The 17,291-nt window shown below is 73.0% G+C and carries 20 protein-coding genes; 8 read left to right on the top strand and 12 right to left on the bottom strand.

The window, feature by feature from the left end; translation table 11 throughout:
- Positions 1-144: 144 nt before the first annotated feature.
- Together ACFOX0_RS14810 and ACFOX0_RS14805 are read right to left on the bottom strand one after the other, a co-directional pair.
- The gene (locus ACFOX0_RS14810) at positions 145-270 is read right to left on the bottom strand and encodes a hypothetical protein (protein WP_377545805.1); all 126 of its coding nucleotides are present in this window, start codon (positions 268-270) and stop codon (positions 145-147) included.
- Between the two features lie 52 nt (positions 271-322).
- A complete protein-coding gene (locus ACFOX0_RS14805; RefSeq protein WP_377545803.1) occupies positions 323-877 on the bottom strand; it encodes a phosphatase PAP2 family protein in 555 nt (184 codons plus the stop codon).
- Positions 878-1,007: 130 nt separating this feature from the next.
- Between ACFOX0_RS14805 and ACFOX0_RS14800 the strand changes: the two genes are divergently transcribed.
- On the top strand, positions 1,008-1,751 hold the full coding sequence (locus ACFOX0_RS14800) for a polysaccharide deacetylase family protein (RefSeq protein ID WP_377545801.1): 744 nt from the start codon (positions 1,008-1,010) through the stop codon (positions 1,749-1,751).
- Between the two features lies 1 nt (position 1,752).
- Here the strand turns inward: ACFOX0_RS14800 and ACFOX0_RS14795 are convergent, their stop codons facing one another.
- Positions 1,753-2,280, bottom strand: a complete 528-nt coding sequence (locus ACFOX0_RS14795; RefSeq protein ID WP_377545799.1) for a hypothetical protein — start codon at positions 2,278-2,280, stop codon at positions 1,753-1,755.
- Between the two features lie 150 nt (positions 2,281-2,430).
- Here ACFOX0_RS14795 and ACFOX0_RS14790 point away from each other — a divergent pair, with 150 nt between their 5' ends.
- Complete coding sequence (locus ACFOX0_RS14790) at positions 2,431-2,847, top strand: hypothetical protein (protein WP_377545797.1); 417 nt, start codon at positions 2,431-2,433, stop codon at positions 2,845-2,847.
- Positions 2,848-2,858: 11 nt separating this feature from the next.
- Here ACFOX0_RS14790 and ACFOX0_RS14785 read toward each other — a convergent pair whose 3' ends face one another.
- From ACFOX0_RS14785 to ACFOX0_RS14775, 3 genes are all read right to left on the bottom strand, one after another.
- Positions 2,859-3,326, bottom strand: coding sequence for a ribose-5-phosphate isomerase (locus ACFOX0_RS14785; protein ID WP_377545795.1), 468 nt, complete (start codon positions 3,324-3,326; stop codon positions 2,859-2,861).
- 63 nt (positions 3,327-3,389) lie between these two features.
- Positions 3,390-4,613, bottom strand: a complete 1,224-nt coding sequence (locus ACFOX0_RS14780; RefSeq protein WP_377545793.1) for a DUF1015 family protein — start codon at positions 4,611-4,613, stop codon at positions 3,390-3,392.
- A 148-nt stretch (positions 4,614-4,761) separates the two neighbouring features.
- Positions 4,762-5,361: a mycothiol-dependent nitroreductase Rv2466c family protein gene (locus ACFOX0_RS14775; RefSeq protein WP_377545949.1), complete on the bottom strand. Its 600-nt coding sequence runs from the start codon at positions 5,359-5,361 to the stop codon at positions 4,762-4,764.
- 245 nt (positions 5,362-5,606) lie between these two features.
- Here ACFOX0_RS14775 and pepN point away from each other — a divergent pair, with 245 nt between their 5' ends.
- Together pepN and ACFOX0_RS14765 are read left to right on the top strand one after the other, a co-directional pair.
- Positions 5,607-8,177, top strand: a complete 2,571-nt coding sequence (gene pepN, locus ACFOX0_RS14770; RefSeq protein WP_377545948.1) for an aminopeptidase N — start codon at positions 5,607-5,609, stop codon at positions 8,175-8,177.
- 240 nt (positions 8,178-8,417) lie between these two features.
- A complete protein-coding gene (locus ACFOX0_RS14765) occupies positions 8,418-8,981 on the top strand; it encodes a Uma2 family endonuclease (protein ID WP_377545791.1) in 564 nt (187 codons plus the stop codon).
- Positions 8,982-8,999: 18 nt separating this feature from the next.
- Here the strand turns inward: ACFOX0_RS14765 and ACFOX0_RS14760 are convergent, their stop codons facing one another.
- The 4 genes from ACFOX0_RS14760 to ACFOX0_RS14745 form a co-directional block, all read right to left on the bottom strand.
- A complete protein-coding gene (locus ACFOX0_RS14760; RefSeq protein WP_377545789.1) occupies positions 9,000-9,422 on the bottom strand; it encodes a DUF5130 family protein in 423 nt (140 codons plus the stop codon).
- Positions 9,409-9,711, bottom strand: coding sequence for an aa3-type cytochrome oxidase subunit CtaJ (gene ctaJ / locus ACFOX0_RS14755; RefSeq protein WP_449288857.1), 303 nt, complete (start codon positions 9,709-9,711; stop codon positions 9,409-9,411). Before ctaJ ends, ACFOX0_RS14760 begins: the two co-directional genes overlap by 14 nt.
- Before the next feature lie 334 nt (positions 9,712-10,045).
- Positions 10,046-11,344 (bottom strand): kynureninase, encoded by a 1,299-nt coding sequence (gene kynU, locus ACFOX0_RS14750; RefSeq protein ID WP_377545787.1) that lies wholly within the window; start codon positions 11,342-11,344, stop codon positions 10,046-10,048.
- Positions 11,345-11,369: 25 nt separating this feature from the next.
- The gene (locus ACFOX0_RS14745; protein ID WP_377545944.1) at positions 11,370-12,260 is read right to left on the bottom strand and encodes a tryptophan 2,3-dioxygenase; all 891 of its coding nucleotides are present in this window, start codon (positions 12,258-12,260) and stop codon (positions 11,370-11,372) included.
- A 179-nt stretch (positions 12,261-12,439) separates the two neighbouring features.
- Between ACFOX0_RS14745 and ACFOX0_RS14740 the strand changes: the two genes are divergently transcribed.
- Entirely contained in the window at positions 12,440-12,883 is a 444-nt protein-coding gene (locus ACFOX0_RS14740) for an Lrp/AsnC family transcriptional regulator (RefSeq protein ID WP_377545785.1), read from the top strand.
- Positions 12,884-12,901: 18 nt separating this feature from the next.
- On the opposite strand, the gene ACFOX0_RS14735 is transcribed toward ACFOX0_RS14740, so the two are convergent.
- Complete coding sequence (locus tag ACFOX0_RS14735; protein ID WP_377545783.1) at positions 12,902-13,549, bottom strand: hypothetical protein; 648 nt, start codon at positions 13,547-13,549, stop codon at positions 12,902-12,904.
- A 185-nt stretch (positions 13,550-13,734) separates the two neighbouring features.
- On the opposite strand from ACFOX0_RS14735, the gene ACFOX0_RS14730 reads away from it, so the two are divergent.
- Positions 13,735-14,235: a hypothetical protein gene (locus ACFOX0_RS14730; protein ID WP_377545781.1), complete on the top strand. Its 501-nt coding sequence runs from the start codon at positions 13,735-13,737 to the stop codon at positions 14,233-14,235.
- A 110-nt stretch (positions 14,236-14,345) separates the two neighbouring features.
- On the top strand, positions 14,346-15,182 hold the full coding sequence (locus ACFOX0_RS14725) for a class F sortase (protein WP_377545779.1): 837 nt from the start codon (positions 14,346-14,348) through the stop codon (positions 15,180-15,182).
- Positions 15,183-15,246: 64 nt separating this feature from the next.
- On the opposite strand, the gene ACFOX0_RS14720 is transcribed toward ACFOX0_RS14725, so the two are convergent.
- Positions 15,247-15,780, bottom strand: coding sequence for an HNH endonuclease (locus ACFOX0_RS14720; protein WP_377545777.1), 534 nt, complete (start codon positions 15,778-15,780; stop codon positions 15,247-15,249).
- A gap of 328 nt (positions 15,781-16,108) precedes the next feature.
- Between ACFOX0_RS14720 and ACFOX0_RS14715 the strand changes: the two genes are divergently transcribed.
- Positions 16,109-17,191: a mechanosensitive ion channel family protein gene (locus ACFOX0_RS14715; RefSeq protein ID WP_377545775.1), complete on the top strand. Its 1,083-nt coding sequence runs from the start codon at positions 16,109-16,111 to the stop codon at positions 17,189-17,191.
- Positions 17,192-17,291: the final 100 nt, after the last annotated feature.

Raw genomic sequence — 17,291 nt, 5'->3', positions numbered from 1 at the left:
CGGGGGATGGCTCGCCCAATCCCACGGGCCGATCCAGAAATAAAGTTCTCCCGCAATTTCTTGAGCCAAATTTGTGCCGACGGATTGAACCGGAGGAATCATTCGTTCGGTCAATGTCACCGCGCCGGACGCGGTGCCGGCGGCTCATTCCGCCGGCATCGGCCGGGCGGGCTCGACGGTGGGTGACGGGTCGGGTCCGGCCGCGCGACGGCGGCGGCGCCCGCGCAGCAGCTCCACCGCGATCGGCACCACCGGCACGAGGAACTTCACGTGGCCTCGCAGGGGTGTGCGGTCGGGGTCGGCGGACGACCACCGGCACGGATCATCCCGTCAGGGCCGGGTTCCCGCCCGCCGGTCGGCCGGTCGTCCGCGCCACCAACCGGTCGACGAGCAGGACGACCGTGACGGCGACCGCACCGATCGCCGCGCCGACGGCGATGTCCAGCGGGTAGTGCACCCCGTCCCAGACCCGGGCGAACCCGAGCAGCGCCGCCAGCACCGTCAGGGCTACCCCCCACCGGACCGAGAGAAACACGCCGACCGCGAAGGCCAGGGCGAACCCGGCCGTGGCATGGTCGCTGGGCAACGAGCCGCCGGGGGCGTGCGGGATGAGCTGGTGCACGGCGTGCGTCTGGAACGGCCGGACCTCGTGGTTGAGGTGGGCGACCAGTTGGCCCCCGGCGAAGGCGAGCAGCAGCGCCGCCGCGACCCGGACCAGGGCGGCGGTGCGACCGGCCCGGGCCACCCGCACGGCCGGCACCAGGGCGACCGCCGCCATCAGCACGATCACCCAGGTCGCCGACCATTCCAGTACGTCGTCGAGCGGGTCCAGCCGGCCCGCCTGGCCGTTGATCAGTTGGAACAGGTGGTAGTTCACCCAGCCAGCCTCGCTCGGCGGGCGGGCCGGCGGCCGGAAATCGGCGCCATGTCCAGCGAACCCTCAGCCGACACCGGTCGATACCGCCGCAATGACGGATGAAACACCGTCAACGGGGTAATGAGGCCGGATGAGGCCGTGGCGTACCCCGTCCCCCCGCGCGGTCGGTGGCGCGCTGGGCGCCGCCCTGCTGGGGCACGCCCTGCCGTCGGTGACCGCGCTGCCCGCCGTACGACTGCGACTGTTTCCGGAGTTCAGTGGGGTTGGCGATCCCGGCCGGGTGGCGCTGACCTTCGACGACGGTCCCGACCCGGTGTCCACCCCGCGGTTCCTGGAGGTGCTGGCCGCGCACCGGGTACGGGCCACGTTCTTCCTGGTCGGCTCGATGCTGGCCCGGGCGCCGGGGCTCGGCGGCGAGCTGGTGGCGGCCGGGCACGAGGTCGCGGTGCACGGCTGGACCCACCGGAACCTGCTGCGGCTGGGCCCCTGGGCGACGTACCGGGAACTGGCCCGGACCCGGGACCTGGTGGCCGCCGCGACCGGCACGACCCCGCGGTTCTTCCGCCCGCCGTACGGGATCCTCACCGCACCGGCCCTGCTGGCCGCCCGGCGGTTGGAGCTGATCCCGGTGCTGTGGACCTGCTGGGGCCGGGACTGGACCCGGGACTCGACCCCCCGGTCGGTGTTCGACACCGTACGCCGAGGGCTGGCCGGCGGCGGCACGGTGCTGCTGCACGACTCCGACTGCACCTCGGCGCCGGACTCCTGGCGGGCCACCCTGGCGGCCCTGCCGGACCTGCTGGCCGAGTGCGCCCGGCGCGGCTGGCAGGTTGGTCCGCTGCGCGAGCACGGCCTGCCGACCCTGCCGACCTGAGTCAGAGGCTGGTCACCCAGTTCCAGGCGGTGATCACCCACTCGGTCTGCCGCAGGTAGGCCACCCCGGCACCGACCAGGAACACCCCGGCGACCAGGTGCGCGCCGCGGGCGCTGCGCCGGACCCGGCCGAGTTGCCGCTCCAGGACCACCCGGCCGAGCAGCCGGGACAGCGCGAACAGGCCGGCCGCCACCAGCAGGGTGAGCAGGAACGCCGCCACCGGGCTGGTCAGGTTGCCCCGGGAGGAGATGGCCCAGACACCCCAGCAGACGAACGAGAAGAGCAGACCGAGGGTGCTCCACTCGCTGCCGCGGCGCAACTGCCGCAGCTGGCTGCCGGCCGGTGGCCGCGGCCGGGACTGTCCCGCGTCCGGCCAGCCGGTGCCGGTCGGCTCGTGCGGTGCGGCCGGGAACTCCTCGGTGCGCTGCCGGGGCGGCCCGACCGAGGCCCGGCCACGACGGAAGCCGCTCTCCTCCGGCGGCATCTCGACGGTTCGCTCGGCCCACGGCTGCGTCTGGTCTGCTGCCATTCCCTCTGTTCCTCCCCCTCGGAGGTCGGGCGGATTGCCCATCGATCGCCCGGTCCCCTCATCGAGGGTAACCATCCGATCAAACCGGTCGCCGCCCCGCGCGGTCCCGGCCGGCCCCCTCCGGGCGACGGGACCCGGTACGGTCGCAGTATGGGCGAGCACGAACGTCGGCGTCGGCGGCTGCGGCGCGGCCACCCGGGTTCCGCCGAGAACGCCGGCGCGCCGGCCGATGGCGGGGCCGCCTCGGGCCGGGACGGTCCGTCGGCCGTACCCGGGCCGCGGGAGGACGGGCGGCCGGCCCGGACCAGCGAGGTTCACGACCTGGAGCCGGACCCGCTCGTTCCGCGCCGATCCGGCGGCGGCCCGGCGGCCGAGGACCGGGACACCGAACGCGGCCTGCGCAGCCTGGTCGGCTCCGGCTCGTCCCAGGTCAGCGTGAGCGCCGCGCTCCGGGCCCGGGACGCCGCCCGACCCGGCGAGGGCGACCTGGCCACCGCCGAGGCCGACGTGGTCCTGGTCCGGCGCAACTGGGTGCCCCGCGAGGACCTGCCCCGCCCTCCTCGCTGACCGCCGGCGGATCAGGGCAGCGGCGGGAGCTCGCGGGCGGTCTCGTACTCCGCCACCTGGGCGATCCGCCGGGCGTGCCGCTCGTTGCCGGAGAACCGGGTGCCGAGGAACGCCTCCACCAGCTCGGTCGCCTCGGCCAGGGTGTGCTGCCGCGCGCCGACCGCCACCACGTTCGCGTCGTTGTGCTCCCGGGACAACTGAGCCGTCTCGACGTTCCAGGCCAGCGCCGCGCGTACCCCGGCGACCTTGTTGGCGGCGATCTGCTCGCCGTTGCCGGACCCGCCGATCACCACCCCGAGGCTGCCCTGGTCGGCCACCACCCGGGCACCGGTGTGCAGGCAGAACGCGGGGTAGTCGTCGTCCGGGTCGAAGACGTGCGGCCCGACGTCCACCACCTCGTAGCCCTGCTTGGCCAGGTGGTTGGTCAGGTGGACCTTCAACTCGAAACCGGCGTGGTCGGAGCCCAGGTAGACGCGCATAACGCGCAGTCTGTCAGCCCGTCGGAAACGGTGCCGACCCGGCCGGTACGTGGCCGGGTCGGGTCACATCCCGCCGCGGTCGGACCGCCGGTCGCCGAGTTCGGCGAGGACCAGCCCACCCCGCGCCTTCGGGGTGAACCAGGTGCTCTTGCGGGGCATCTTCTCCCGGGCCAGATTGACGGCGACGAAATCGTCGACGGTCACCGCGGCGATCAGGATCGCCAGCTCGGCGCGGCCCGCGTCGACCTCGCCGACCAGCCAGCTCGCCGGGTAGTCCCCGCCGACGTAGGTGATCCGCTTGTCCCCCGGATCCAGCCCGAGGGCGTCGCGCAGCAGCACCCGCTCGACCAGCGCGTGGTCGAGGTTGTCCACCCCGCCCCGTTCGGCACCGGGCAGCGTGACCCGGTACGTCCGGCCCGCGGCGTACAACTGGACCGTGCCGCCCCGGGCCGGCACGGCGGGCGGACCGTCGACCGGCTCGACCTCGGCCCCCGCCGCGCGGAGCCGGCCGAGCAACTCGTCGGCGGTGCTGGTCAGCTCGCTGATCAGCCGGTTGTACGGCTGGATGGCCACCGAGGCCGGCGTGGTGATCACCGCGAGGAAGCGCGGCAGTCCGCCGGTCTGGGCGGCCAGGCTGCGGTGGTTGCCGTCGGCGACCACCAGCTCACCGCCGCCGGCCAGGTCGAGCAGTTCCCGCTGCCGCGGCCCGGGCCCGAGCAGCCAGATCGCATGGGTACGACCGGCCTGGTCGACGTCGGTGGCGGCGGGCACACCGGCCGCCTCGGTCGCCGTGGCGAGCGCCTCGTGCAGCTCGGCGCCCCGGCCGGTCTGCAGCAGCAGCACCGGCGACAGCAGATGCCCGACCGCCTCGGCCAGGGCGACCCGCTCGCGGACCTTGGCGACGAAGACGTCCTCGTTGCGGATCACCAGACCCGGCTCGTCGGCGCGGGTGGAGATCTGGTCGGTGTCCACCAGGACGAACAACCCGTAGCCGGGCTCGTCGTCCGGTGCGCTGATCCGGTAGAGCACCACCACCTGCTCGGCCGGCGTGTAACTGCCGTCGGCCTTGGCCTCGGCGAGCCGCGCCGCGGCGGCCGGCAGCGAGTCGAGGAAGGAGCTGCCGAGGCTCTCCGGCGCCCGGTGCGGCATCTCGATGGCGAGAGCGCTCTGCGGGTGCGCCTCGATGATCGCGGTGATCTCCGCGTCGTCGGCGAACTCGTCGTAGTTCTGCGCGCCGGTGCCGCCGGTGGTGATCCAGGCCCGGGTGATCGGATGCACGACCGTCATGCCCGATGACGCTACCGTCGCCCGCCCCGCCGCCCACGGACACCCCGCCGGTGTCCACCAGTCGGGCGGCCCCTTGTCCACCGGCGCCGGGCGTACCGGGACACCGGGGCCCGGCGGGCATGCCGCCGGGCCCCGGCGCCGTGCGCCGTCAGTCGAAGATCGGCTCCTGCTCCCGGGAGCGCTTCAACTCGTAGAAGCCCGGCGTGCCGGAGACCAGCAGCACCCCGTCCCAGAGCCGGCCGGCCGCCTCGCCCTTCGGCGCCGGGGTGACCACCGGGCCGAAGAACGCCACCGGTTCGCCGTTCGGGCCGGGGGCGTGGATGACCGGGGTGCCGACGTCGGTGCCGACCGGCTTCATCCCCGCGTTGTGGCTGGCCCGCAGCGCCTCGTCGTAGTCGGTGGAGACCGCGGCCTTGGCCAGCTCCGGGTCGAGGCCGGCATCGGTCAGCGCGGCGGCGTACAGCTCCGGGCCGCGCTGCTCGCCGCCCGGGTGGATCCGGGTGCCCAGCGCCGTGTAGAGGTCGCGCAGCACCCGCGGACCGTACTGCTGCTCGGCGGCGATGCAGATCCGGACCGGCGCCCAGCCGGTCACCATCAGTTCGCGGTACGGTTCGGGCAGGTCACGCCCCTCGTTGAGCACCGAGAGGCTCATGACGTGGAACCGGATCTCCACCGGCCGCACCCGCTCGACCTCGAGCAGCCAACGGGAGGTGAGCCAGGCCCACGGACAGATCGGGTCGAACCACATGTCCACGGTCGCGCGTTCCGCCACGGGTACGTCCTTTCGCCGTCGTCCGGCGCCGCGTCGGGCGCCACCGTCACCGCAGATCATCACCCCGCCGGGGGGTCACCGGCATTGGAATGAGACGGTGACCTGGGCCACCGGCGCACCCACCACGTGGAAGACTTCAGCGGTAAGGGCTGCCAAGGTGGCCCCTACCAGGCTGTCATGGTCGACAGCGGTGAGACGGGATGGAGATTCACGTGCCGGGAGTGCGCAATCTGACGCAGGTCGAGGCCACCGAGCGGGCCCGCCTGCTCGACGTCGTGGGATACGACATCAGTCTTGATCTGTCGAAAGCGGGTGAACCGGCGGACGGGCGCACCTTCCGCTCCGTGACCGAGGTCAGGTTCCGCTGCACGGAACCGGGCGCCGACACGTTCGTCGAACTCGCCGCCGACTCCGTCCTGTCCGCCACCCTCAACGGTGAGCCGGTGGAGCTGTCCGGCTGGTCGGCCGAGAACGGGCTGACCCTGACCGGGCTGGCGGCGGAGAACACCCTGGTGGTGGAGGCCGACTTCCTCTACTCGGCGAGCGGGCAGGGCCTGCACCGCAGCGTCGACCCGGTGGACGGCGAGACCTACCTGTACAGCCAGTTCGAGACCAACGACGCGCAGCGCGTCTTCGCCTGCTTCGACCAGCCCGACCTCAAGAGCGTGTACACCTGGCACGCCACCGTCCCGGCGCACTGGCGGGTGGTGTCCAACATGCCGGTCGACCGGGAGGAGACGACCGGTTTCCGGGGCACCCCGGGCGGGGACGCGGTCAAGACCGTCCATTTCGCCACCTCGGCCCGGATGAGCACCTACATCACCGCGCTCTGCGCCGGGCCGTACCACGAGGTCCGGTACAGCCACGACGGCATCGACCTGGGCTACTTCTGCCGGGCCAGCATGGCCGAGCACATGGACACCGACGACCTCAACCTGATCACCACGCAGGGCTTCGACTTCTTCCACGAGCAGTTCGGGGTGCGCTACCCGCTGCCCAAGTACGACCAGCTCTGGGTGCCGGACTTCAACGCCGGGGCGATGGAGAACTTCGGCTGCGTGACGCACGCCGAGGCGCACTACATCTTCCGGTCGCAGGTCACCGACTTCGAGTACGAGCAGCGGGCCAACACGATCCTGCACGAGATGGCGCACATGTGGTTCGGCGACCTGGTGACCATGCGCTGGTGGAACGACCTGTGGCTGAACGAGTCGTTCGCCGAGTGGGCCAGCCACTGGGCCAACACGCACGCCACCCGGTTCACCGACGCCTGGACCACCTTCCTCTCGGTCCGGAAGAACTGGGGCTACCGGCAGGACCAGCTCTCCTCCACCCACCCGGTGTACTGCGAGATGCCGGACCTGGAGGCCGTCGAGGTCAACTTCGACGGCATCACGTACGCCAAGGGCGCCAGCGTGATCAAGCAACTGGTGGCGTACGTCGGCATCGAGCCGTTCCGGGCCGGCCTGCGCAGCTACTTCGGCAAGCACGCCTGGGGCAACGCCACCTTCGACGACCTGCTCACCGAGCTGGAGACGGCGTCCGGCCGGGAGCTGCGCAAGTTCGCCGCGCAGTGGCTGGAGACCGCGCAGGTCAACACGTTGCGGCCGGAGGTCACCATCGGCGCCGACGGCCGCTACGAGCGGGTCGCGGTACGCCAGGAGGCACCGGCCGGGCACCCGACCCTGCGCACCCACCGGATCGGGGTGGGCCTGTACGACCTGGCCGACGGCCGGCTGACCCGCCGGGAGCTGATCGAGGTCGACGTCACCGGTGAGCGCACCGAGCTGCCCCAGCTGACCGGGACGCCGGCGGCCGACGTGCTGCTGCTCAACGACGAGGACCTGAGCTACACGAAGCTGCGGCTGGACGAGCGATCGATGGCGGTGGTGGTCGAGCACCTCGCCGGCTTCGAGTCGTCGCTGTCCCGGGCGCTGTGCTGGACCGCCGCCTGGGACATGGTCCGGGACGCCGAGCTGTCCGCCCGGGACTACGTCGCGCTGGCGTTGGCCGGGCTGCCCGCCGAGACCGACATCAACCTGATCACCCCGACCCTGCGGCAGATCGCCAGCACGCTGACCATGTACGCCGATCCGGCCTGGGCGCCGCAGGGGTGGGCGGCGCTGTCCCGTACCGCCGCGACGGCGCTGCGGGCGGCCGAGCCGGGCAGCGGGTTCCAGCTGGCCTGGGCCCGGGCGTTCGCCTCGGCGGCCCGGTCCGCGGCGGACCTGGCCACCCTGCGTGGTTGGCTGGACGGGGTGGACGTGCCGGCCGGCCTGGCCGTGGACACCGAGCTGCGCTGGACGGTGCTGCAGTGCCTGGTCGCGAACGGTGCCGCCGACGCCGCCCAGATCGACGCCGAACTGGCCGCCGACCGGACCGCGAGCGGTGAGCGGGAGGCCGCGCTGACCCGGGCGTTGATCCCGACCGCGGAGAACAAGGCGCAGGTCTGGGCCGAGCTGACCGGCGACGCCAGCCTGCCGAACTGGCGCCACCGGGCCCTGCTGCAGGGCTTCCAGCATCCGGCCCAGGTCGAGCTGACCTCGTCGTACGCGGGGAAGTTCTTCGCCTCGGTGGACGGTGTCTGGGCCAAGCGGGACAGCGAGCCGGCCCAGGAATTCGTCCTGCTCGCCTACCCGGCGTACCAGGTCGACGACGAGACGGTGGCCGCCACGGACGCCTGGCTGGCCGGCGAGGGCCACCCGGCGCCGCTGCGCCGGCTGGTGGCCGAGGGGCGCGACGGCGTGGTCCGGGCGGTCCGGGCCCGCGCCAAGGACGCCGCCACGTCCTGACGTCCGGCCCGTCGTGGGCCCGCTTCCCGCCGGGTCCGTCGATGGGGTGTGGCCGGCCGCGCCCGGCTCCGAGCGGTCAGGCTTGATCTCTCCGCCGGGTCCGGCCGGCCACACCCGCGGGCCGCACGGACCTACGGCGTCCGCGCCGGAAACCGTCGAGTCAGGGGTACGCCGACAGCGGCGCGGAGGACGCGTCCAGCGTGGCCGAGCCGATAGTCTGCTTTACCGGAGGTGAACGCGATGGCACAGCCGACGTACGAGTGGCATCCGCCCGAGCGGGGCTGGACGGAGCGGGACCTGTCGGACCTGCCCGTCGATGGCCACCGCTACGAGATCATCGACGGGAGCCTGCACGTGACCCCACCGGCGGATTTCTCGCACCACGAGTTGGCCGACGAGATCCGGGCAGCACTGCGTGCTGCGCTGCCGGCCGGTTGGCGGGTGATCCGTGAGATCGGCGTTCGGGTGCCAGCCGGCAACGTCATCCCGGACATCACCGTGCTGCGGCCCAGCGCGCCCGACGACGGTATGTGGGCCGAGCCGGCCGACGTGGCGTTGGTGGTGGAGGTGGAGTCGCCGAGCAGCCGGCGGCACGACCGGTTCACCAAGCCGGCGTTGTACGCCGAGGCCGGAATCGGCTGCTACTGGCGGATCGAGCGGACCGACTTCGGTCCGGCGGCGCACCTGTACGAGCGGGCCAAGGCCGGCCACTACGAGTTGCACCACTCGGTTGGCCCGGACGAGGTCGCGACGACCGAACAGCCGTTCCCGTTCCGCGTCGACCCGGCCGCCTGGCGGGGCTGACCCACCGGCGGCGGTGGGTCAGCGGCGGGCCGGGGCGGCCTTGCCGGCGCGGGAGGCGAGTTGGTCCAGCCCGGCGACGATGCCGCCGGCGAGGTCGCCACCGCCGAACGCGGCCACCATGGACAGCGCGGCGAGCTTGGCGTCCCGGTCCGGGATCCGCTTGCGGGCCTCGGCCCCGGTGACCACCTCCAGCAGCCGCTGGTTCGGCGACAGCGCCACCAGCACCGCCCGGCTCGCGTCGGCCAGTTGGGCGTGCAGCCGTTGGGCGTGCTCGCGGACCGGTTCCTCCAGGTCGCCGACGTAGACCGTGAAGATCAGGCCGGTGCTCTGGTCGGCGGTGCGCAGGGCCTCGTCGATGCGCAGCAACTGCCGGGTCGTGAACGGGCCGTCCAGCACCTCCGGCCGGTCGGCCGGACCCGACACCTTCTCACCAACGGTCACTTGCGCCTCCTGTGGCACCCGCCCGGGTCGGCGGAACGTTCTTTTCGACCTCGCTGCTGGTCAGCGCGGGAGCCTGCGCGCCGGCGGGCAGCGCGACGCCGTTGGGCTCGGCCAGCTGCTCGGGCGAGGACAGGAACCAGACCGGCCGGAAGTCGAACGGCCGGCCCGGACGGTAGCGGCGACCGCCCTGTCCACCGCGTCCGGCGTACACCAGTGCGGAGATCACCAGCACGGTCAGTGCCGGGATGCCGACGAAGATCAGCAACGTCTCGGTAATGGACAACCTCAACGCCCCCAGGCGGAAAGAGTAACCAAGGCACCCGGACCGGGGTGGTGACGGTGCCGTCAGAACCCGGCCGAGTCAGACCCCGTTCACGTTAGCGGAGCGCGGTGCCCGGCAGCCCGCCGGGTGGCCATACCGGCCCGAGAAGTCGCGTTTCGACCGGCCGGCGAACCGGGCGTTCCCGCCGTACCGGCCCGTGGGCGGCCGACCTGCGGGCATACCCGCCGAGCGGACCGTGACCGGGACGACTCCGCGCTGGACCGTGACGAACGTCCCACCCGAAAGTGCCGATGGTTCCGGGCCCCTCACCGCCGGGCCACCCCCGCCGCCGGACCACCCCTCAGCGCGAGGACCCGGCATCCCGAGGACCGGGTGGGACGACGGCGGCCAGCGCCTCGGCGACCCGCCAACAGTCGTGGTAGGTCGAGTACAGCGGGGTGGGTGCGAACCGGACGATGTCCGGCTCCCGGGCGTCGGCGAGCACGCCGTGCTCGTGCCGCAGCCGCTTCACCAGGTCTCCCGCGCCGACCGCGCCGGTCCGTACGGACAGCTGGGCGCCGCGCCGGGCCGGCTCGCGCGGGGTGACCCCGGTCAGCGGCCGGTCCCGGGTGACCTCGTCGAGCAGACCCTCCAGGTAGCCGGTCAGCCGCTCGCTGCGGGCCCGCAGGGTGTCCATGCCGACCCGGTCGAAGATCTCCAGCGAGGTGCGGACCGGGGTGAAGGCCAGCAGTTGCGGGGTGGACAGCTGCCAGGCGTCGGCCCGCGGCAACGGCCGGGAGACCGGCGCCATCTCGAACCGGGTGTCCGGGTCGGTGCCCCACCAGCCGTCGAACCGGGGCAGGTCGGTGCGGCCCAGGTGGCGCTCGTGGATGAACACGCCGCCCGGCGAGCCGGGACCGGAGTTCAGGTACTTGTACGTGCACCAGGCGGCGAAGTCCACCCCCCAGTCGTGCAGCCGCAGCGGGACGTTGCCGGCCGCGTGTGCCAGGTCCCAGCCGACCACCGCGCCGGCCGTCCGGCCGGCCTCGGTGACGACCGGGATGTCCATCAGCTGCCCGGTCAGGTAGTTGAGCCCGCCCAGCAGCAGCAGCGCGACCGTGTCCCCCTCGGCGGCCAGGAACCCGGTCACGTCCTCGGTGCGCAGCAGGTCCTCGCCCGGGCGCGGGCGCAGCCGGACCACGGTGGCGTCCGGGTCGAGGCCGTGGAACCGGGCCTGGCTGCGGACCGCGTAGCTGTCCGACGGGAAGGCGCTGTCCTCGATGACGATCCGGGTCCGCCGCCCGGTCGGCCGGTAGAACGACACCATCAGCAGGTGCAGGTTGACCGTGAGCGAGTTCATCACCACGGTCTCCGCCGGGCGCGCGCCGACCAGTCGGGCGCTGGGCTCGGTGAGCAACTGCGGGTACGACAACCAGGGCCGGTCGGCCTCGAAGTGGCCCTCGACGGCGAGCCGGGCCCAGGCGTTCAACTCCTCACCCAGGTCAGCCCGGGCGGCGCGGGGTTGCAGGCCCAGCGAGTTGCCGGCCAGGTAGGCGACCTCCGGGTAGCGGCCGCCCTCGGCCGGTGGAACCAGGAACAGGTCACGCTGGCCGGGGTCGTCGGCGTCCCGCCGGCGCGCCTCGTCCTCACCGCTCGTCATCGATCCAGTCCTCCGCGAACCGTGCCTACATGAACGTACGGGCCGACCACAGCTCGGGGAAGACCACCCGGGCCATGCTGCGCTGCAGCCAGGTCAGTCCGGCCGAGCCGCCGCTGCCCACCTTGGCGCCCATCGTCCGCTGCACCGCCTTGACGTGCAGGTACCGCCAGTCGCCGAACTGCTCGGCCACCTCGGTCAGCGCCTCGCCGAGCAACCGCAGGTCGTTGTCCGGACCCGTGTCGGCGTAGATCCGCGTCCAGGCCCGTTCGACCGCGGGGTGCGGCTCGTGCTCCTGCGCCGGGTCCCGGTCCAACAGTTCGGCCGGCAGGTCGTGCCCGCGCCGGGCGAGCAGGGCGATCGTCGCGTCCCACAGGCTCGGCGCGGCCAGCCCGGCGGTCAGCTCGGCGTGCACCGCGGGATCCTGCCGGAACGGCCGGATCAGCTTCGCGTTCCGCAGGCCCAGCCGGAACTCCAGGTGCCGGTACATCGCCGACTGGAAGCCCGAGCCCTCGCCGAGCAGGTCGCGGAACTTGTTGAAGTCGGCCGGGGTCATCCAGCGCAACGACTGCCAGGAGGCGACCAGGCCGGCCAGGTGCAGCTCGGCGCGGCGCAGTGGGGCCAGCGCGCCCCGGACGTCGTCGCGATCGATCAGCCGCTGCGCCTCACGCAGTTCGTGGCAGACCAGGCCGAAGTACAGCTCCATGATCTGGCTGACCATCAGGAAGGACATCTCGCCCGGGTCGTCGCTCACCGGCTGCTGCAGGCCGTGCAGGGTGCTGGCCCGCACGTACGCGTCGTAGGGGGTCTGGCCGGTGAACTCGACGGTCGGCTCGCCGGCGTTGGCGGCGGCCCGTCGGTCGCGCTCCTCGGCGTCCACCGGTCGGACCGCCGGGGTCGGGCCATTCGGTCGGTCGATCGTCGCCGTCCGTACATCTGTGCTCACCGCGGGTCCCCTCTCTGCGCGCGGTCCGGAAGAGAGTCCATGATCTGCCCGGAGCGGGCCGGGACGGAATGCCGAACCAACGGCACTTCAGTCCGTCCACCCCATCACTCGCGGCTAAATTCGATGAGCCACTTACGGAAAGGAAGGTCCCGGTGGACCACATGGATTGGGCACTGCTGCGCGAGCTGCAGTCCGACGCCCGGCTCTCGTTCAGCGAGTTGTCCCGCCGGGTGCACCTGTCGCCGCCCGCGGTCGCCGAGCGGGTCCGGCGGCTGGAGGAGTCCGGCGTGGTGACCGGCTACCACGCGCACGTCGACCTGAACCGGGCCGGTCGGACCGTGCTGGCCTCGATCCGGATGTCCTGTTACGGCCCCCGGTGCATCCTGCGCGATCCGGCGGTGGCCGACTGGCCGGAGATCCTGGAGATCCACCGGATCACCGGGGACGCGTGCAGCATGCTCAAGGTCGCGGCCGGTTCGATGGACGCCTTCGAGCGGGTGATCGACCGGCTCGCCCCGTACGGGCAGCCGTCCAGCACGATGATCCTGTCCACCCCGCTCGACTGGCGCCCGGTCACCCCGACGCCCGAGGCGTAGCCGGCTGGGATACGCGGCTCAACCCGGCGGTGCGGCCGGCGGCTGGGCTGGCTGAGACGGGCGCCGGACCAGCACCACGATCCCGGTCACCGCGGCGACCAGGAACGCGGCCAGCTCGAACGGCACGGTCGGGAAGAAGAGCCAGCGCCAACCGAGCGCCCGCGTGACGAACGTCCCGGCCGCAGCTCCGAGGATCAGGGCCAGCACCAGCACGCCGCCGACGACCGGCGCCAGCCAGTTGCGCCGCGGCCCGGACCGTACGACGAACACGCCCGTGACGCCCCAGGCGAGACCGGCCCCGAGCCCGGTCACCGCGCGACCGAACAGCAGCGGGCCGCCGCCCGGGGCCAGCGCGGTCAGCAGCGTCCCGAGGATCAGCAGCGCGGTCGCGGGCAGCGTGACGGCCGTCGGCCACCGCCGGCCGAGCAGAACGCCGAGCAGAGCCGTCAGTGCCGCCGGCAGCAGGAAGGCGACGAAGACCCAGAGCGTCGCCGAGGACGGCAGATGCAGCTCCCGCCGGACCGATTCCCCCTCCAGCCCGACGGGGCCGGCGAGCAGGAAGGCACCCAGCGACGCGGCGAGCGCCGGCCCGATCAGCAGCCAGCTCGGACGGCCGCCCGGGCCGGGGTCGTGCGGGGGGACGGATGAGGGGGAGGGCGAAATCACCCAGGGAGTGTACGAGCCCGAGGCATCCGTGATCGAGGACGAGAGGTTTCCACCGGCCGAATGGCTCCGGATGGCCTTTCTTGCGGCACGGCCGGGGTGTGTCCGGGCGGCTGGGGTGGGAACGCAGGGCGAGTTGAGAGCGCCCGACGCGCCAACCGGTCGGCCGACCGGAAGAGGGGGGAATCATGCGGGGTCTCACGTTTGTCTGCCGGGCGGTCGCGGCCGGGTCCGCCGCCGCCGCGCTCGCCGGGGGGACACCGTCGGCAAGCGCCTCGGCGAACGCCTCGATCGAGGTCACGCCCAGCACGGTCGAACCGGGCACCCGGGTGGATCTGCGGGCCGACTGCGCCGACGGGAACAACCGGCAGGCCAGCGCCGAGTCGGACGCCTTCGGCCGGGTCGTGCTGCGACCGGGCAACGGGGCACTTACCGGGTCGGTCACCGTCCCGGGCAACAAGCAGCCCGGCACCTACCAGGTCAACCTGACCTGCCAGAACGGCAACAACGCGAGCACCAACCTGATCGTGGTCAACATGAGTAAGCCCAGTCAGGGCCCGGCGACCGGGGGCGGCGGGACCGCGGGCGGCATGTCCGGCCCGCTGGTGATCGCGGGTGGGGCCGCGATCGTGGCGGTCGGCGTGCTGTACCTGACCGCCGGGCGCCGACGCCGGACCGGGGCGGGCTGACCCGCCGACGTCGGGGCCGGCCCGTCGACGACGCCGGGGTCCGCCGATGCCGGGCCGGCCGCGGCTTGACCAGCGGCCGGCCGAGCTGACAGCACGGAAGGGGGCGCGGGATGTCCGACCAGCAGCGACCCGACGAAACGCCCGGCAGACGGGCGCTGCGGACGGTCGTACGGATCGCGGAGCAGGCGTCGACGGCCAGCGTGCCGACGCCGGACCCGGATGATCCGGTCGCCCCCGGCACGCTGGCACCGCCGCCGGCGCCACGGCGGACCGGGCGGTCCCGGCGGGGCGGCCGGCGGCCGTACCCGTTCCACCACCGGGCCCGGATCCGGGCATCCTCGCCGCGGTTGCCGATCGCGGTGGTGCTGGTGCTGTTGGGTTTGGTCATCGCCGCGCTCGGCTACCAGCACGCCACCGGGACGTCGTTGGTGCCGAGCGCGCTGCTGCCGGCGATCCGGACGCCACCGCCGAAGTTCCCGGTGCTCGACCCGAGCCCGCCGGTCGGCATCGCCATCAAGTCGGTCCAGTTGCAGGCCCCGGTGACCAGCACCGGGCTCGCCCCGGACGGCACGATCGCACCGCCGCCGCCTGAGCGCTGGAACGAGGCCGGCTGGTACGACCAGAGCCCCACCCCCGGCCAGTACGGACCGGCGGTGATCGTCGGGCACGTCGACACCCGCACCGGACCGGCGGTGTTCCACGAGTTGAGCCGGGTCCGACCGGGTGACCGGGTGGAGGTGAGCCGGGCCGACGGCTCGGTGGCGATCTTCGAGGTCGACAACCTCAAGCGGTACGACAAGAGTCAACTGCCGCCCGACGAGGTGTTCGGCGACTTCCACCGGCCCAACCTGCGGTTGATCACCTGCGGCGGCCGCTGGGTCGGCGGGCACCTCGGGTACGCGGACAACGTGGTGGTCTTCGCCTCCCTGGTCAACGCCCACAGGTAGCACCGACCGTCGATCTGGTCGATCCGCCACCCCGGCCGGCCGGCCCGACCGGACGACGACCGGGTCAGGCCGCCTCGGCCTCGCGCAGGTCGAGCCAGTCGGCCCAGCGCGGGTCGGGCGTGCGGTGGCCGAGCACCCGCCACGCCATCCCCTTGGGCGGCGCCGGCATGGTGTGCAACCGCCAGCCCAACTCGGCCGGGGTCCGGTCGCTCTTGGTGTGGTTGCACCTGGCGCAGGCCGCCACCACGTTCTCCCAGGCGTGCCGGCCACCCCGGCTGCGCGGGAAGACGTGGTCGATGGTCTCGGCGGGACCCCGGCAGTAGGCGCAGCGCCAGCCGTCCCGGGCGAAGATCGCCCGTCGGGAGAGGCCGACATGGGTACGGTACGGAACCCGAACAAATCGGGTTAATCGCACGACGGACGGGACCGGCAGCGCGTTCCGGGCACTGTGCAGGAATCCGTCACCGTCGGCCACGCAGACCGCCTTGGCGGACAGCACGAGAATGGCCGCCCGACGCACCGACACGACACACAGCGGCTCGTAGGTGGCGTTGAGTACCAGCACGCCGGAGCCCACCATGGGTCGTATGTCAGGCATCGCGCTCACCCTCCCGGTCGTGTCGCCGCCCGCTCCCGTCATCTGCCCGTCGACCGCGGCCCGGTCCCGGTGGAACCACGGCCGACGCCGGCAGATCACCGGCGTCCGTGCGCCAATCGTCCCCGATCAGTGCCGGGATTGCACGTACTAATCCAGGCTCCCCTGGGTGAACCTTTCGGGTCCGGCGGGGAGATGACCGGTTCCGCCTGGTTGACCGGACGCCCCGGCCGTCCGGACGGGTGGCGGCGCGGACCGCCGGGGCGTCCGGACCGGCACCCCGGACGGTCGGCCCGACACTCGCCGGGGCGGCCGATGCCGACCCGGGGCGATGCGGTACGAAGGCATCGTGACCGTCCTGCGCCTGCTCGCCGAGCCGACCCCGTCGCCCGTCACCGGGCACACCCCCGGACCCAGCCAGAGTTGCCTCGACGACGCATGGTGCAGGCAGGTCTTCGACGTGACCAAGTCGGTCTGGTTCGCCGAGGGCAGCTACTGGATCCTGCTCAAGCCGCTGACCATCGTGCTGATCCTGCTGGGCGCGCTGCTGGCCCGGTTCCTGCTGCACCGCACGATCAACCGCCTGGTGCGCACCACGGCGGAGACCTCGGTGCCCACGGTGCTCCGGCCGCTGCGCGAGCGGGCCCCGTCCGGCACCGGGATCGACCCGGCGCTGGTCTACCCGGAGCGGCGGCGGCAACGGGCCGAGGCGATCGGCTCGGTGTTGCGCAGCACGGTGACCGCGGTGGTCTTCTCGATCGCGGTGCTGCAGGTGCTCAGCGAACTCAGTTTCAACCTCGGGCCGCTGCTGGCCAGCGCCGGCATCGCCGGCGTGGCGATCGGCTTCGGCGCGCAGTCACTGGTCAAGGATCTGATCGCCGGCCTGTTCATGCTGCTGGAAGACCAGTACGGGGTGGGCGACACGGTCGACCTGGGCGAGGCCACCGGGGTGGTCGAGGCGGTCGGTCTGCGGATCACCACCATTCGGGACGGTCGCGGCGTGCTCTGGTACATCCGGAACGGCGAAATCGTCCGGGTCGGCAACAAGAGCCAGGGCTGGGCTATGGTCGTCATCGATCTCCCGATCGGTTTCGCCAGCACCGAGGAGGCCACCGCCGTGCTGCGGACCGCCGCCGAATCGGTGGCGCTGGATCCCGAACTGGCCCGGTCGATCGTGGAGCCGCCCGAGGTGCTGGGCGTCGAGCAGATCACCGTCGACGGCACGGTGATCCGTACCGTCGCCAAGACCACCGCCGACGGGCAGCTCGCGGTCGGCCGGGAGCTGCGCCGGCGACTGGCCGAGGCGCTGAACAGCTCCGGCATCACCGAGCGGATCGCCGCGGCCCGGATGTTCCCGCGGCCGGCGACTCCGCCCGGTGGAACCGGCGAAACCGGCCAGGGCGGCGCGACCTAGAACTGCCGGTACGGCCGGACCGCCGACAACGACCTGGGCAACGGACCCCGATGCAGGTGCAGATGCAGTGGCATTCGACGATGCAGGGGTCGCGCTCCAG

It is taken from the genome of Micromonospora zhanjiangensis (assembly GCF_042650605.1).
Classification (GTDB): Bacteria; Actinomycetota; Actinomycetes; order Mycobacteriales; family Micromonosporaceae; genus Micromonospora_J; species Micromonospora_J zhanjiangensis.
Note: the sequence above shows the minus strand (reverse complement) of the source record. Positions and strands in the feature narration are given on the sequence as shown.

What these genes read in the sequence shown, in the direction of transcription:
- ACFOX0_RS14780 (WP_377545793.1), bottom strand. Translation starts at nt 4,613, where the DNA reads ATGACGGTCGTGCATCCGATCACCCGGGCCTGGATCACCACCGGCGGC.
- ACFOX0_RS14795 (WP_377545799.1), bottom strand. Translation starts at nt 2,280, where the DNA reads ATGGCAGCAGACCAGACGCAGCCGTGGGCCGAGCGAACCGTCGAGATG.
- ACFOX0_RS14720 (WP_377545777.1), bottom strand. Translation starts at nt 15,780, where the DNA reads ATGCCTGACATACGACCCATGGTGGGCTCCGGCGTGCTGGTACTCAAC.
- ACFOX0_RS14775 (WP_377545949.1), bottom strand. Translation starts at nt 5,361, where the DNA reads ATGTGGTTCGACCCGATCTGTCCGTGGGCCTGGCTCACCTCCCGTTGG.
- kynU (WP_377545787.1), bottom strand. Translation starts at nt 11,344, where the DNA reads ATGACGAGCGGTGAGGACGAGGCGCGCCGGCGGGACGCCGACGACCCC.
- ACFOX0_RS14785 (WP_377545795.1), bottom strand. Translation starts at nt 3,326, where the DNA reads ATGCGCGTCTACCTGGGCTCCGACCACGCCGGTTTCGAGTTGAAGGTC.
- ACFOX0_RS14800 (WP_377545801.1), top strand. Translation starts at nt 1,008, where the DNA reads ATGAGGCCGTGGCGTACCCCGTCCCCCCGCGCGGTCGGTGGCGCGCTG.
- ACFOX0_RS14730 (WP_377545781.1), top strand. Translation starts at nt 13,735, where the DNA reads ATGCGGGGTCTCACGTTTGTCTGCCGGGCGGTCGCGGCCGGGTCCGCC.
- ACFOX0_RS14765 (WP_377545791.1), top strand. Translation starts at nt 8,418, where the DNA reads ATGGCACAGCCGACGTACGAGTGGCATCCGCCCGAGCGGGGCTGGACG.
- ACFOX0_RS14790 (WP_377545797.1), top strand. Translation starts at nt 2,431, where the DNA reads ATGGGCGAGCACGAACGTCGGCGTCGGCGGCTGCGGCGCGGCCACCCG.
- ACFOX0_RS14725 (WP_377545779.1), top strand. Translation starts at nt 14,346, where the DNA reads ATGTCCGACCAGCAGCGACCCGACGAAACGCCCGGCAGACGGGCGCTG.
- ACFOX0_RS14715 (WP_377545775.1), top strand. Translation starts at nt 16,109, where the DNA reads ATGCGGTACGAAGGCATCGTGACCGTCCTGCGCCTGCTCGCCGAGCCG.